We start from the raw sequence: 13844 nt of genomic DNA, 5'->3' as shown, positions 1-13844 counted from the left end.
TGCTCAGCTCAGCCGCGCGCCGGCCCATGCCAGGGCGTCCTGGTACTCCGCCGGCAGCTGGCCGCGCAGGGTATCCAGGGCGCTGACCAGCCGCTGGGACTGGAAGTGGTTCAGGTTGAGGTGGCCCACCTTGCGTCCCGGACGGACCGCCTTATCGTACCAGTGCAGGTGCACCAGCGGGCCGCTTAGCCATGCGGTGTCCAGCGCGGTGCCGATCAGGTTGATCATTACGGAGGGGGTGGAGACATCCGGGTGCGGCAGAGGCAGGCCGAGCAGCGCGCGCAGGTGCAGCTCGAACTGACTTATCGAGGCGCCGTTCTGGGTCCAGTGCCCGCTGTTGTGTACGCGTGGCGCCAGCTCGTTAATCAGCAGGGTGTCGTCATCCACCACGAAACACTCCATCGCCATGACGCCGACATACTCCAGGCGCTGCATGATGCGCTGCAGCATCGCCTGCGCCTTCTCCTGCAGAAAGCTCTCCGGCTGCGGAAAGACCAGGCTGGCGCGCAGAATGCCGTCCTGATGCAGGTTATGGGTGAGGGGATAGAAAACGCAGCGGCCATCCTGAGCGCGGGCGCCGATCAGCGAGACCTCGCCGATGAAGTTGATCCCTTGCTCGACAATACACTGCCCGTAGATCTCGGCATCAAGCTGGGGTTCGTGACCGGGGCGGATACGCCACTGACCGCGCCCGTCATAGCCGCCGGTGCGGCGCTTGACGATGGCCAGCGGGCCGAGGCGTTCAAACAGGGCGGGCCACTGTTCTGGCGCGGCCAGCAGCGCCCAGGGCGCCGTCGGCAGCGCCAGTTCGTCCAGCAGCTGCTTTTGGCTGTAGCGATCGGCCAGCAGCGGGAAGATATCGCGGTTGATGAAGGCCGGGTGGCTGGCCAGCTCGCGGGTCAGCGGCGTGTCGGGCCAGCGTTCGATTTCGGCGGTGATCACCGCCTGTTGCCAGGGGACGCTGTGCGGATCGGCCTCGATACCCACCGGATAGACCGGGATCCCCAGCGGTTCTCCGGCCTGACGCAGCATGCGCCCCAGCTGGCCATCGCCCAGTACGCAAACCGGCTTCATGCGTCCTCCCGCGGATCGGGATGGCTGAGCACCTCGTCGCTCTGCGCCTGGCGCCAGGCGGCCAGGCGGCGGCTCAGCGCTTCGTCATGCAGCGCCAGGATCTGGGCCGCCAGCAGGGCGGCATTGGCGGCGCCCGCCTTGCCGATGGCCAGGGTGCCGACCGGGATGCCGCGCGGCATCTGTACTATCGAGTAGAGGCTGTCGACCCCATTCAGCGCGGCGCTCTGTACCGGTACGCCCAGCACCGGCAGCAGGGTTTTGGCCGCCAGCATGCCGGGCAGGTGAGCCGCGCCGCCGGCGCCGGCGATGATGACCTGCAGCCCGCGCGCCGCCGCCTGCTCGGCAAAGTGAAACAGCTTATCCGGAGTACGGTGCGCTGATACCACCTCCACGTGGCAGGGCAGCTCAAGCTGCGTCAGGATTTCGGCGGCGAACTGCAGGGTGGCCCAATCGCTTTTGGACCCCATGACGATGGCGATCCTGGCCGGTGCGGCGCTGGCGGACATGAATGGCGTGCTCCTCTAACTCGGTGGCGGTGAATGGCCGCCCGATCCCGGCGGCCCTACAGATAAGAGGGGCAAAGCATAGCATAGCTTTTCAGGTGAGGAAAACGTTTGCGTGGCCGCCGCGCCGGGGAAAGTCAGCGCCGTTACGCTATCGGTTAGCGTAATGCGAGGGAAACATCTACTATAAAAGTAGTAGTCCATGAAGGGCTATTTGGGGACCTCTACCGCTCAACGCCAGAGATAGTCTGACGCTATATTGTTTAAGGACTGTCCATGAAATGGATCACGACGCTATTGTCCCGCGGCGGCGGTCCGCTGGGAATATTATTATTATTTCTGACGCTGGTGTGCTATTGCCTGATCTTCCTGACGGCGGCGCAGCCTATGGTACTACTGCGCGGCTTTATCGCCGTATGTAACGCTATTTTGCTGATCATGCATATATTTATTGCGTTATTTATTTTTATGCAATTTAACTGCGAGCGCCAGCAAATATATAAGATCCCGTTAATCGTATCCTACCTACTTTCGGCCTCGCTCCTTCTCTGTAGTTTATTATTTTGCCAAGATATCTTTTTTCCGGAATATAAAAATGCGTTAACGCTGAATGACTTTGTTTTATTTTATTTAATCCGCTATAGCGGAATGGCAATGCTGTTTCTGTATGCGCTGTACCTTTACCGCCGGCAGGAGAAAGGCGCCATCGCGCTCTGCCCGGTGGTGGCGCTGAGCCTGACCATGAGCGTCGCGGTCGCGCTGGGCGCACTGCTGCTCTCCAACCACTCGCTGCATTCGCTGTGGCTCGAGCCACGGCTGCTGCAGGTGTCGCAGAATTATCAGGCAGGGTATCGACAGGTGGTGCTGCCGTTTATGTGTACGCTGTGGGGGGCGCTGGCGCTGCTGCTGATCTGGCAAACCCGTCTGGCGACGCGCTTTTGGCTGGCGGTGACGCTGGCCAGCCTGATCATCCTGGGCGGGTTTGTGCTGCAGTGGCGCTCTCCCCAGGTGAGCAGCGTAGGGTGGTATGGATCTCTGCTGTTTGGGCTGGTGGCCAATTTTTACGTCATGGAGATCTTCTTATATGACATTTTTCAGCGCTACCGTCGTATACAGATCGAATATGCCATCAGCTACAACAATGCGATCCGCGATGGCCTGACGCAGACCTTTAACCGCGCTTACTACTATGGGTGTCTGCAGCGGGCGCTGCCGCAGTGCGGCGCGACATACCCGCTGGGCGTGCTGATGATGGATATCGATCGCTTTAAGCTGATCAACGATCGCTATGGCCACCTGAGCGGCGATCGGGTGCTGTGCGAGGTGGCTCGGGCTATCGGTCGGGGAGCCCGTCCAGAGGACGTGGTGGCGCGCGTCGGCGGCGATGAGTTTTGCGTATTACTGTACCACGCGGACGCGGCGCAGACGCGCGCGATAGCCGAGCGGATCTGTCGCGACGTGGCGGCGCTACCGCTCACAGCGCTGGACGGCACCCCACTGAGCGTGACCCTCAGCATCGGCGGCGTTGTCTGCGAGGAGAGTCGACAGAGCGCCCAGGCGTGCGTGGCGCAGGCCGATATGGCGCTGTATCAGGCCAAGCTGGCGGGGCGTAACCGCGTCGTGATGGGCTCGCTCTCGGCGGGGTGAGCGGGCAGCTCGATCAGATGTATCCCCTGTGCGTCGACCCGGATCATCGAGCCGTGGGTATGCCAGGCACCCAGCACCGCGCGCAGGGCGCAGCGGCCATCGTCCAGGCTAAAGTGATGTAGGGCCGGGCGATGGGTATGGCCGTGGATCATGCGCTGAACGCCGCGGCGTTGCAGAGTGGCGCAGACCGTCTCCTGGTTGACATCCATGATGGTCATCGCCTTGGCGCTGTTGCTGCGCTGGCTCTGTCGGCGCATACCGGCGGCGATCTTCAGGCGCAGGCGCAGGGGAAGGCGGCGGAACAGCCACTGTAGCAAGGGGTTGTGAACCCGGCGTCGGTAGCGCTGGTAGTCGCGATCGTCGCTGCACAGGGTATCGCCGTGCAGCAGCAGAATCGGCTGACCGTATAGCGTAATGATCTGTTCATCAGGCAGCAGGGTCATGCCGCAGCGCTTGGCATAGGACTTACCCAGTAAAAAATCGCGGTTACCGCAAATGAAGTAGCAGGGCACGCCACTGTCGCTCAGACGGCGCAGCGCCTCGGCGACGTGCTGGTGCAGCGGCTGGGGGTCATCATCCCCTATCCAGTAGTCGAAAAAGTCGCCCAGAATGTATAGGGCTTCTGCCTGAGGGGCTTCTTCGGCAAGAAAGCGCAGAAAACCGGCGGTGATCGCCGGTTCCTGTTGGCTGAGGTGTAAATCAGCGATGAACAGCGTTGCCATTCGGGCGATTATTCGCTCACGGTAACGCGTTGGATGATCACGTCTTCACGCGGAACATCCTGGTGCATGCCGTTACGGCCGGTGGAGACACCCTTGATCTTGTCGACCACGTCCATGCCTTCTACCACTTCGGCGAATACGGCATAGCCCCAGCCGTCCGGGCGCTCGGAGCGGAAGTTGAGGAAGTCGTTATCAACGACGTTGATGAAGAACTGGGCGGTCGCCGAGTGCGGATCGTTGGTGCGCGCCATGGACAGCGTGCCGCGGGTATTCTTCAGGCCATTGTTGGCTTCATTCTTGATCGGTGCCTTGGTGGCTTTCTGTTTCATGCCCGGCTCGAAACCGCCGCCCTGGATCATGAAGCCATCGATCACGCGGTGAAAGATGGTGTTGTCGTAGAAGCCGTCACGGCAGTATTCCAGGAAGTTGGCAACGGTAGCCGGCGCTTTGTCGTCAAAGGTTTTGATGACGATGTCACCATGATTGGTGTGGAAAGTAACCATAACAATAATCCTGTTTTATGATGATTGAAGCAAGCGGGATGATTGTAGCCGATGCCCCTGCCGCTGGCACCTCTTTCTCCGGGAATATTCGCAGGGCGCTGCTCCCGGGCTTCATTCTCTCCGGGCGCTGCGTTAGTATAACCTTTACGTTTCTATCCCGTTATCAGCAACTATCACGGATACCCCCGATGCTTAAAATCTTTAATACACTCAGTCGCCAGAAAGAGGAATTTAAACCCATCCATGCCGGTGAAGTCGGTATGTATGTGTGTGGGGTAACCATTTACGACCTGTGTCACATCGGTCACGGCCGAACCTTTGTCTGTTTCGACGTGGTGGCCCGCTACCTGCGCTACCTGGGCTACAGGCTGAAGTATGTGCGTAACGTGACCGACGTGGACGATAAAATCATCAAGCGTGCGCTGGAGAACAAGGAGAGCTGCGAGCAGCTGACCGAGCGTATGCTGGCGGAGATGCATCGCGACTTTGATGCCCTGAATATCGCCCGTCCCGACGTGGAGCCGCGCGCGACCCACCATATCGCCGAGATCATCGCGCTGGTGGAGCAGCTGATCGCCCGCGATCATGCCTATGTGGCCAGCAACGGCGACGTGATGTTCGCCGTCGATACCGATCCGGACTACGGCGTGCTGTCGCGCCAGGATCTGGAGCAGCTGCAGGCCGGTGCGCGGGTGGAGGTGGCCGACGTGAAGCGCAACCCGATGGACTTTGTGCTGTGGAAGATGTCCAAGCCGGGCGAGCCGAGCTGGCCGTCACCGTGGGGCGAAGGGCGCCCCGGCTGGCACATCGAGTGCTCGGCGATGAACTGCAAGCAGCTGGGCGCGCACTTTGATATTCACGGCGGCGGTTCGGACCTGATGTTCCCGCACCATGAGAACGAGATTGCCCAGTCGACCTGCGCCCACGACGGCGCCTACGTCAACTACTGGATGCACTCCGGCATGGTGATGATCGATCGCGAGAAGATGTCCAAGTCGCTGGGCAACTTCTTCACCATCCGCGACGTGCTGGCGCACTATGACGCGGAGACGGTGCGTTACTTCCTGATGTCCGGCCACTACCGCAGCCAGCTGAACTACAGCGAAGAGAACCTGAAGCAGGCGCGTGCGGCGCTGGAGCGTCTGTATACCGCGCTGCGCGGCACCGACGCCGCGGCGCAGCCGGCGGCGGATGAGACCTTTACCGCGCGCTTCCGGGCGGCGATGGATGATGACTTCAACACGCCGGAGGCCTACTCCGTACTGTTCGACATGGCGCGTGAGATCAACCGTCTGAAAGGGGAGGACATGGCGCAGGCGAGTGCGCTGGCGGCGCAGATGCGCGGTCTGGCCCACGTCCTGGGGCTGCTGGAGCAGACGCCGGAGCACTTCCTGCAGAGCGGCGCCGCGGCAGGCGATGACGAGGTTGCGCAGATCGAGGCGCTGATTAAGCAGCGCAACGATGCCCGCGCCGCCAAAGCATGGGCGCTTGCCGATGAGGCGCGTGACAGCCTGAATGCGATGGGGATCGTGCTGGAGGATGGGCCGCAGGGCACCACCTGGCGGCGTAAGTAAGGCCGAGCGATAACGCGCAAAAAGCCGGACCTGGGTCCGGCTTTTTGACGTCTGGTGCTCAGCTTAGGCGATGACGCGCGCCTGCTGCCCGGCGAAGTCGACCACCTGGCCCGCGACAATCTTCGCGCGCTTGCGCGTTTCGACCGCGCCGTCGACCTTGACCTGGCCCTCGGCGATCAGGTTTTTGGCCTGGGCGCCGCTGTCGCACCAGCCCTGCAGCTTCAGCAGATCGCACAGCTCGACGTGCGGATGATTGTCCAGATGGAAAGTTTGCATGGTCTTTTCTCTTGCCTTAAAAATTAACCGCCGCGCGGGCGGACACGCCGCTATTGTGCCAGCCTGCAGCGCCCGGCGCACGGGAAAGCTGCGTCTGGGACACGATGGCGCGCCGAAGGCTTAGTCGTCGTGAAACGCCTCACAGGCCTGCAGGGTATTCTGCATCAGGGTGGCGACGGTCATCGGCCCGACGCCGCCGGGAACCGGGGTAATCCAGCTGGCGCGCTGGGCGGCGCCGGCAAAGTCGACGTCGCCGACCACCTTACCGCTTTCCAACCGATTGATGCCGACATCGATCACCACCGCGCCGGGCTTGACCCATTCGCCGGGGATAAAGCCGGGTTTACCGACGGCGGCGACGATCAGATCGGCGCGCTCGACGTGCTGCTGCAGGTTACGGGTGCGGCTGTGGGTGATGGTGGTGGTGCAGCCGGCCAGCAGCAGCTCCAGCGCCATCGGTCTCCCCACGATGTTGGAGGCGCCGACCATCACGGCATCCATCCCCTGGGTTTCGATGCCGCAGCGCTCCAGCAGGGTAATGATACCGCGCGGGGTGCAGGGGCGGAGCTTGGGGGTGCGCTGGCACAGGCGGCCCAGGTTATAGGGGTGAAAACCATCCACGTCTTTGTCCGGATGGATGCGTTCCAGCACGCGGCTGTTATCGATGCCGACGGGCAGCGGCAGCTGTACCAGAATACCGTCGATGGCCGCGTCGGCGTTGAGCGTATCGATCAGCGTCAGCAGCTGGGCCTCATCGGTGCTGTCCGGCAGCGCATAGGAGCGGGAGAGAAAGCCGACCTCTTCACAGGCGCGCTGCTTGCTGCCGACGTAGATGCGAGAGGCCGGATCGTCACCGACCATAATGACCGCCAGTCCCGGCGCCCGTTTGCCGTCCGCCAGGCGCTGTCGCACCCGTGCCGCCACTTCATTTCTGACCTGCTGCGCAATCGTTTTCCCATCAATAATTTTTGCTGTCATGGTGAGCTGATCCATCCTGGTTATGTTGCGGGGATGTCGCCATTGTCGCAAATGGCTGGCCCGCTGTCAGGTGAATATTGATCTCCATCAATACCCGCTAGGCGCGTTTTACGGTGAAAGGCATTGACTCACCTGAGTTGGGCCGTATAATCCCATTCCGCCTGAAACATCAGGCAGATGCACCGGTGATTTTCCGATGCGCCCTTAGCTCAGTCGGATAGAGCAACGGCCTTCTAAGCCGTGGGTCGCAGGTTCGAATCCTGCAGGGCGCACCAATAACACGTCCAGTCAGTTCTCCCTCTTTCTATAAAAACCAATAAAATCAATATCATCATCGCCATTGCAGCCGCCTTACGTCACGCGTAGGCGAGCGATATCTCGTCCGCGTTGGGGGCGTCTCGCGCTGCGATCAAGGCGATAGTGCCCTGTGGTGTCACGTCTGTCGCCGTCGACCTGGCATCCGTAGGGCAACGGCAGAGACGCGCCATCGCTCGGTAAGCGAGATCGCTGAGCGTGGACACATGGGGGATGGGATTCGCGTCTTCCGGCTGCGCTATCGCGGCGGCGCTGGATGATGAGAGCGTTCAGGCGGCCACCGTATTATGGTGAGACAGCGTTTAGTCGCGACGCGCGACGAATCGTCAGAGGCGCCCTGCTGCGTGGATGGAGGAAACATCTGATATTCGCGTAATACCCCATCGCGTGCGGCGATGGGGTGATTCCAGGTTAGGCTACCTTTTCAAAGTTTCCGATAGCATAGCTGGCCGATCCCTCTTTTTTCTTCAGCACGCCGGGATGGCTGGCATCAATATAGCAGGTGCCCTTTGCGCCAAACCCTTTGCTATCAGGAAGATCGGCCCAGTTTAATACAACGGATTTATCCTGTGGGTCAATAATACCAAAACCCACGTTATGGCAGCCGTTGCCTGATCCGGAAACAAATACGGAATTTCCATCTTGCGTAATATGATAGGTCATTCCATCACCATGACACAGCCACTTTCCAGTTAAATTCTGCATATGAATTTCCTTTGGGGATAGAGAAGTTGTCCTACTCAATTAACGTTGCCGTGCACACAGCAATATAAGGAATAGCATAGGCAAGGGTAACTCGCAGTGGCTTTATCCTGTTAAAAGTTGTCATGGGTCAAACTTATCGGCTTGCAATGTTTTATATATGGTTCACCCAATCGTGCTAGCGCGATATATACAGCATGGCTGAAAGTCATTATTTATAGGAGTCGGCGTATTTATTCTTCTCTTGAGCGCTGAATAACCCGGTTTTTTATTATAAGCGCGTGGATGGTGGCGTCCGGTTTCCGGCGTGTAAGAAAAGATAACAATATTGACGCGGCGGCGGCAGGATAGCCTGGCGCAGGCTGTGCTATGGTCACTGACAGTGATGATGGGGCGATGGGCGGTGACGGTGCGTAAGCGGGGTGATGTATTTGGTTGGCGGCGCTGGGGTCGCTTTACGCTGGCGATGCTGCTGACGGGGGGGACCGCCGGGGTGGCCGGGTGGCTGGTCGCCCTGCTGCTGCACAGCGTGCAGCATCTTGCCTATGGCTATAGCCTGGATGCGATCATCAGCCGTGAGTCTTTTCTACAGGGGGTTAGCGATGCGGCGCCGTGGCGCCGCTTTACGGCGTTGATGGCGGCGGGCGGCGTAGCCGGCGTGGGGTGGTACGCGCTGTACCGCTATGGGCGTGGTCTGGTCAGCGTGCGCGATGCGCTACGCACTCCGGCGTCGCGGATGCCGACGTGGGAAAGCATGCTGCATGCCGCGCTGCAGGTGATGACGGTCGGTATGGGATCGCCGCTGGGGCGGGAGTCTGCGCCGCGGGAGATGGGGGCCCTGGGCGCGGAGCGTCTGGCCTTTGCGCTGGGGATTACGCCACCGCAGACGCGTACGCTGATTGCCTGCGGCGCCGGGGCCGGTTTGGCGGCGGTGTACAATGTGCCGGTGGCCGGCGCTCTGTTTACGCTGGAGGTGCTGCTGAAGAGTTGGCGAGCGAGGGCGGTGATCCCGGCGCTGGTCTGCTGCACAGTGGCGACGCTGGTCGCCCGGATCGGACTGGGGGATGAGTACCAATACTCTATGCCGGGGTACCGGGTGACGGAGGGGCTGCTCCTCTGGTCGCTGCTGTTTGGTCCGCTGTTTGGCGGCGCAGGGGTGCTGTTTGCTCGCCTGGGGCGTTTGGCTGAATCCCACTCTACGCGTGATGTTCGACTGATCCGGGATAATCTGTTGGCCTTTCTGCTGCTGGCGCTGCTCAGCCTGTGGCTACCGCAGTTGCCCGGCAACGGAAAAGGGGCGACCTGGCTCAGCTTTAATAGCGACGTGGGCATTGGGTTGGCCGGACTTTTGCTGTGTGCGAAGGTGGCGGTGCAGATGGCGGCTCTGCGGGCGGGGGCGCGCGGAGGGCTGATGACGCCAGCGTTGGCCAACGGCGCGCTGTTGGCCTGCATCGTGGGGAGCCTGTGGCTAAAGCTGTGGCCGGGCACCGCGCTGGGGGCGTTCGCCGTCGTCGGCGCCGGGGCGTTTTTATCCGCCTCAATGGGAATGCCGCTGACCGCGCTGCTGCTGGTGTTCGAGCTAACCCATATCAGCCCAGACTTTCTGCTGCCGATGCTGTTGGCGATCGTCGGCGCTACGGCGGCACGCCGTCTGCTGGGACCCTAGGGGCGCGGCGTGAAAATGCGGCGGCGCATGATATTCTGCGGCGTGCGCTGTGATATCGACGCGCTATGTATCTCGTCGCTTAAAAATAAATTTATACAGTACGTGCGGAAGAAGAGTTTATTTTGATTTATTGTCGATAAGTGCGCTGCTTTATTATTTTTTAAATAAAAAATAGATTATATCTACCCCCTTCCTTTCTAATCTATTTGTGGCACTGGACGCCTGTCCGAAAAGATGTACAGAGTGCCGGTGTTTTTTTACTGCTTTTTATTATGCAAACAGAATAAAAATGATATTTATAAAAGAAGCAGTATCGAGTGCGTCTAGCGAGAATATTACTTAATAAGGAGTTTGCAATGAAAAGTAAAACAACATTTATGGGTGGTTCCGTACTGGCGCTGACTCTGGCACTGGCTGGCAACGCCTGCGCTCAGGAGCTGACGATGGCCACGGTAACCACGCCGGAAACCATGACTTGCCATGAGTTTACCCAGATGAACCCGAAGGCGATGACGCCGGTGATGGTCTGGGTGGTCAATAAGGATCGCGACTATAAAAACGGCGACTATGTTGATTGGCAGAAGGTACAGACGGTCATGGTGCCGAAGGTGATTAAAGTCTGTAAAAAAGAGCCGGGTAAGAAAATTGTCGAATTCCGTAATCAGGTCCAGGAGCTGGTTTCAGAATAACGCCGGGCGCGCACGCCCTTTGCGCTGAGCGGATGGCGGTCAATGCCCATGATGTCACGGAGATAGAGCCTATCCCATCAGTCAGCGTAGGCGTCTGACGAGCGGGAACGCGTAGGGGATCTGCGCGGTCCGGCGCGTGTCAACGCCAGCCTCTGCTGGAATAGGCTCTCCGTCGCACCTAAGCCCGCCGCTTGACGGGCTTAGGTCGGCACCTACTTCAGAAACTCACTGTCTTTGAGCACGATAAGCGGCTCGATATCACTCTCTTTCTTGATCACCAATGCGCTGTCTGCGCGCAGGCAGGCGCCGCCGTAGCTACCGCCCACGGTAAAGGTACAGACCTGGATATGCTTGTCCGCCACCCGCGGTAGGCACCATAGCTGCTGATAAATATTCTTCTGGTCGCGGAATTTCCCGCTGGTGGTATCGAGCACCTCCTCATGGCGGCTGACCAGATCGATATTACTGCCACAGCGCCCGGCGATCGGCTTAACGGCGTAGCCGCTGCGGATCAGCGCCGGCGTCGGCTCAAAGTCGGTATCCAGGAGATAGCGGTGGTGGGGGAACAGCGACCACAGGATCGGGAGGATCGCCTTGTTTCCGGGGATGACGGTCCACAGCGGTTCGAACACCATGATTTCCGGACGCAGCAGAACGTCGATCAGCCGCACCTGGTTTTCCGGCTGGCCGGTGCGGATGGGCACCGCGGCATATTCAGCATCGCTGACCTCCCGTACCTGCTCCAGGGCGGTCTCCCATGCCCAGGTTTTCCAAACGCAGTTCACCTGGCGCTCCTCGTCGTCGATCAGCTGACCGGTGGCGTCCCAGCGCAGCGCCGCCAGCCCTTTGACTATCTTGCTATCGAAGCCGGCCTGCGACAGCGCCCGCTGCATAAAGAGCGCGTGATAGCTCTCCTCGACGTCGTTATCCTGCATGATGTGGACAAACGGGCGGGCGTGGCTGTGGCGCCAGGCACCGGCCAGCTCGTTGAGCAGATCCTCGCCCGGGTTGTAGCCCGGTACGCCGTCGCCCTGCTTCGCCCAGCGCTGCAGGATCAGCGCGGCCTCCGTATGGCAGGAGGCCGAGTCTGCGTTGTATTCGTAGACCTTCAGCCCTCGCTCATCCATACAGAAGTCCATGCGCCCGGTGATCATGCAGTGACGGCGCTGCTGCCAGGAGAGGCGCAGGCGCGGCCAGAGGATCTTGGGAATATCGAACAGCGCCAGCAGACTGTCGTCGCGCAGCACCTTATCGGTGGCGTGCAGGTACATCAGGTGCAGCTCATTGGTGGCCTTGATCAGCTCCTGTTCGGCGCTTTCGCTGATGGTGACATATTGATACGGGTTTTGGTTGATGACGTGCCCATTAGCCTGTACATAGGCGTTTTCGAGGGGATCGCTTTCATTCAGCCAGCGGCCGTCAAAGGTCCCCTTATCGCTGCGTCGGGCGTCGTGCAGCGCCATCATCGGCGGCGCCAGGGTGGGCTGGGGTAAGCTGTCGCGGGCGTCGTCGGTATGGATCATCCAGCCGAGGATTTCGGTGTCGTCAAACGAGTCCCGAATGGTATAGCGGCCCTGGTGTCGCTGCAGCGTGAGCTCCCGCGTCCACTGCTGTCCCGGCGGCAGCGGGGCGTGGATAACGTTTTGTTCGGCGATGCGTACCCGGTCGCCCAGCAGCTGGGTGATGACGGCAACGTGGCCGGTATCCTTGAATTCACCGCCTTTCTGCCAGATCAGCAGCGCGCCGGCGACCGGCGCCCGCGCCGAACCGTTGGCGAAGGCCTGCAGCGGTAGCAGGCTATCGTTAACGACCTGACGCAGAAAACGCAGAGAGAAAATTTCATAGGCCATGCCGACGTCGGTAAATACGACGCCGTAGTTCAGAAATAGAAAGCGACGGGCAAATTCGACGCACTGCCACTTGTGGCCCATATATTCGTCGTCGATGTAGCTGCGCAGGGAGGCTTCATCGGGATAAACCCGGGGATCCAGCGTGCTATAGTCGGAGGAGTAAATTGCGACGCCGCCCGGCGCATAGCCAAGCAAAGTACCAAAAGGGGCGTCATTGTGGGTGATATCTACGCTCATGATCCTGACCTCAGTATAACGCTGCTGGAGCTGGCTGGCAGGGTGAAAAGGGTGCCGTCATGGCAAGTCGCTGGCGCCAGCCAGACAGAGGTGGATTCATCATAGCACTAACTTACGGGGCGGCAACGGCGCGGGCAGAAAGGGCGGGCGGTCGCGCTGCGGCTACGCAGTCAATAAAAGTGAAATATGCCTATTGTGTGAGAAAACTCTTATTTTATAGCGCATGGATTATCCTTTTCAGGGATAGCACCACGGTGCTTCGTTCATCAAATAAATCGTAATTTGAATACGTTAGCGCATATTAATCGCATTCTCTGCGGCGAGTTTAACACCGTGTTTTTATTTGTATCTAATTGATAATAAACTGATTGTTATCGGCGGTGTCGTTCTGTTGGCGCGATGCTGTTTGTTTATAGAAGGTTTGTGTTTGTATTGTTATGCTATGAGCGCCTGCATTAAATAAAATAGAGTGAACCCGTTTTAGTGAAAACGCATAATGATATTCTGGCCGCGTTGGCGGCATTGCCCCTCTTTTTGACTGGGGCGGCCTTTGCCGCTGAGCCCGGGATGCTGGACACGTTACGCAACAATATTGTTCAGACCTGGGAACAGCCGCAGCATTACGATCTGTACCTGCCGGCGATTACGTGGCACGCCCGCTTTGCCTATAGCCAGGAGAAGATCGATAGCTACAACGAGCGTCCGTGGGGCGCCGGTTTTGGGCAGTCCCGCTGGGATGAGAAGGGTAACTGGCACGGCCTGTACCTGATGGCGTTTAAAGACTCGTTTAATAAGTGGGAGCCGATCGGCGGCTATGGTTGGGAGGCAACCTGGCGCCCGCTGGAGGGCTCGGACTTTCATTGGGGCGCCGGCTATACCGTGGGGGTGACCATGCGTGATAACTGGCGCTATATCCCGATCCCGGTGATCTTGCCGATGGCCTCCGTCGGCTATGGTCCGCTGACGCTGCAAATGACGTATATTCCAGGCACCTATGATAACGGTAACGTCTATTTTGCCTGGCTGAGGCTGCAGTTTTAACGCGGCGCAGGGGGCATGATTCACGGTGCGGACGGCGCCGTTTAGCGCGCGCCCGACGATAAAATAC

13 protein-coding genes and 1 tRNA gene are annotated in these 13844 nt (G+C 59.6%); 6 read left to right on the top strand and 8 right to left on the bottom strand.

All coding sequences use genetic code 11. From position 1 onward, the window contains the following. Positions 1 to 3: 3 nt before the first annotated feature. Both purK and purE read right to left on the bottom strand, forming a co-directional pair. On the bottom strand, positions 4 to 1074 hold the full coding sequence (gene purK / locus BRD58_RS14070) for a 5-(carboxyamino)imidazole ribonucleotide synthase (RefSeq protein ID WP_015462162.1): 1071 nt from the start codon (positions 1072 to 1074) through the stop codon (positions 4 to 6). Further along, positions 1071 to 1580 carry a 5-(carboxyamino)imidazole ribonucleotide mutase gene (purE, locus tag BRD58_RS14065; RefSeq protein WP_012849527.1) on the bottom strand — a complete coding sequence of 170 codons (510 nt, stop codon included), beginning with the start codon at positions 1578 to 1580 and terminating at the stop codon, positions 1071 to 1073. Before purE ends, purK begins: the two co-directional genes overlap by 4 nt. Positions 1581 to 1853: 273 nt before the next feature. Here purE and BRD58_RS14060 point away from each other — a divergent pair, with 273 nt between their 5' ends. Continuing rightward, the gene (locus BRD58_RS14060) at positions 1854 to 3224 is read left to right on the top strand and encodes a sensor domain-containing diguanylate cyclase (protein WP_073383433.1); all 1371 of its coding nucleotides are present in this window, start codon (positions 1854 to 1856) and stop codon (positions 3222 to 3224) included. Here the strand turns inward: BRD58_RS14060 and lpxH are convergent. Both lpxH and ppiB read right to left on the bottom strand, forming a co-directional pair. Continuing rightward, positions 3167 to 3946 (bottom strand): UDP-2,3-diacylglucosamine diphosphatase, encoded by a 780-nt coding sequence (gene lpxH / locus BRD58_RS14055; RefSeq protein WP_015462160.1) that lies wholly within the window; start codon positions 3944 to 3946, stop codon positions 3167 to 3169. The genes BRD58_RS14060 and lpxH overlap by 58 nt on opposite strands. A gap of 8 nt (positions 3947 to 3954) precedes the next feature. Continuing rightward, positions 3955 to 4449 (bottom strand): peptidylprolyl isomerase B, encoded by a 495-nt coding sequence (gene ppiB / locus BRD58_RS14050; protein WP_073383429.1) that lies wholly within the window; start codon positions 4447 to 4449, stop codon positions 3955 to 3957. A gap of 188 nt (positions 4450 to 4637) precedes the next feature. On the opposite strand from ppiB, the gene cysS reads away from it, so the two are divergent. Then, complete coding sequence (gene cysS, locus BRD58_RS14045) at positions 4638 to 6023, top strand: cysteine--tRNA ligase (RefSeq protein ID WP_012849524.1); 1386 nt, start codon at positions 4638 to 4640, stop codon at positions 6021 to 6023. A 63-nt stretch (positions 6024 to 6086) separates the two neighbouring features. On the opposite strand, the gene ybcJ is transcribed toward cysS, so the two are convergent. Together ybcJ and folD are read right to left on the bottom strand one after the other, a co-directional pair. Beyond that, complete coding sequence (gene ybcJ, locus BRD58_RS14040) at positions 6087 to 6299, bottom strand: ribosome-associated protein YbcJ (RefSeq protein ID WP_012849523.1); 213 nt, start codon at positions 6297 to 6299, stop codon at positions 6087 to 6089. A gap of 120 nt (positions 6300 to 6419) precedes the next feature. Beyond that, complete coding sequence (gene folD, locus BRD58_RS14035; RefSeq protein WP_069579670.1) at positions 6420 to 7277, bottom strand: bifunctional methylenetetrahydrofolate dehydrogenase/methenyltetrahydrofolate cyclohydrolase FolD; 858 nt, start codon at positions 7275 to 7277, stop codon at positions 6420 to 6422. Positions 7278 to 7475: 198 nt separating this feature from the next. Here folD and BRD58_RS14030 point away from each other — a divergent pair. Continuing rightward, a tRNA-Arg gene (locus BRD58_RS14030) sits at positions 7476 to 7552 on the top strand. A gap of 451 nt (positions 7553 to 8003) precedes the next feature. Here BRD58_RS14030 and BRD58_RS14025 read toward each other — a convergent pair. Beyond that, a complete protein-coding gene (locus BRD58_RS14025) occupies positions 8004 to 8297 on the bottom strand; it encodes a hypothetical protein (protein ID WP_012849521.1) in 294 nt (97 codons plus the stop codon). Positions 8298 to 8760: 463 nt separating this feature from the next. Between BRD58_RS14025 and BRD58_RS14020 the strand changes: the two genes are divergently transcribed. Continuing rightward, the gene (locus tag BRD58_RS14020; RefSeq protein ID WP_309379566.1) at positions 8761 to 9960 is read left to right on the top strand and encodes a chloride channel protein; all 1200 of its coding nucleotides are present in this window, start codon (positions 8761 to 8763) and stop codon (positions 9958 to 9960) included. Positions 9961 to 10316: 356 nt separating this feature from the next. Next, positions 10317 to 10649, top strand: a complete 333-nt coding sequence (locus BRD58_RS14015) for an HdeA/HdeB family chaperone (protein ID WP_012849518.1) — start codon at positions 10317 to 10319, stop codon at positions 10647 to 10649. 212 nt (positions 10650 to 10861) lie between these two features. On the opposite strand, the gene gss is transcribed toward BRD58_RS14015, so the two are convergent. After that, positions 10862 to 12736: a bifunctional glutathionylspermidine amidase/synthase gene (gene gss, locus BRD58_RS14010; RefSeq protein WP_073383425.1), complete on the bottom strand. Its 1875-nt coding sequence runs from the start codon at positions 12734 to 12736 to the stop codon at positions 10862 to 10864. Between the two features lie 522 nt (positions 12737 to 13258). On the opposite strand from gss, the gene pagP reads away from it, so the two are divergent. Then, the gene (pagP, locus tag BRD58_RS14005) at positions 13259 to 13777 is read left to right on the top strand and encodes a lipid IV(A) palmitoyltransferase PagP (RefSeq protein WP_225857756.1); all 519 of its coding nucleotides are present in this window, start codon (positions 13259 to 13261) and stop codon (positions 13775 to 13777) included. Positions 13778 to 13844: the final 67 nt, after the last annotated feature.

The organism is Edwardsiella piscicida, assembly GCF_001896205.1.
Lineage (GTDB): Bacteria > Pseudomonadota > Gammaproteobacteria > Enterobacterales > Enterobacteriaceae > Edwardsiella > Edwardsiella piscicida.
This window is presented reverse-complemented; position numbering and strand designations above follow the sequence as displayed.

Bases quoted from the DNA above. Each gene is read 5' to 3' on its own strand.
- purE (WP_012849527.1), bottom strand. From the start codon at position 1,580: ATGTCCGCCAGCGCCGCACCGGCCAGGATCGCCATCGTCATGGGGTCC.
- BRD58_RS14020 (WP_309379566.1), top strand. From the start codon at position 8,761: ATGCTGCTGACGGGGGGGACCGCCGGGGTGGCCGGGTGGCTGGTCGCC.
- BRD58_RS14025 (WP_012849521.1), bottom strand. From the start codon at position 8,297: ATGCAGAATTTAACTGGAAAGTGGCTGTGTCATGGTGATGGAATGACC.
- BRD58_RS14060 (WP_073383433.1), top strand. From the start codon at position 1,854: ATGAAATGGATCACGACGCTATTGTCCCGCGGCGGCGGTCCGCTGGGA.
- cysS (WP_012849524.1), top strand. From the start codon at position 4,638: ATGCTTAAAATCTTTAATACACTCAGTCGCCAGAAAGAGGAATTTAAA.
- BRD58_RS14015 (WP_012849518.1), top strand. From the start codon at position 10,317: ATGAAAAGTAAAACAACATTTATGGGTGGTTCCGTACTGGCGCTGACT.
- ppiB (WP_073383429.1), bottom strand. From the start codon at position 4,449: ATGGTTACTTTCCACACCAATCATGGTGACATCGTCATCAAAACCTTT.
- ybcJ (WP_012849523.1), bottom strand. From the start codon at position 6,299: ATGCAAACTTTCCATCTGGACAATCATCCGCACGTCGAGCTGTGCGAT.
- purK (WP_015462162.1), bottom strand. From the start codon at position 1,074: ATGAAGCCGGTTTGCGTACTGGGCGATGGCCAGCTGGGGCGCATGCTG.
- gss (WP_073383425.1), bottom strand. From the start codon at position 12,736: ATGAGCGTAGATATCACCCACAATGACGCCCCTTTTGGTACTTTGCTT.
- lpxH (WP_015462160.1), bottom strand. From the start codon at position 3,946: ATGGCAACGCTGTTCATCGCTGATTTACACCTCAGCCAACAGGAACCG.
- folD (WP_069579670.1), bottom strand. From the start codon at position 7,277: ATGACAGCAAAAATTATTGATGGGAAAACGATTGCGCAGCAGGTCAGA.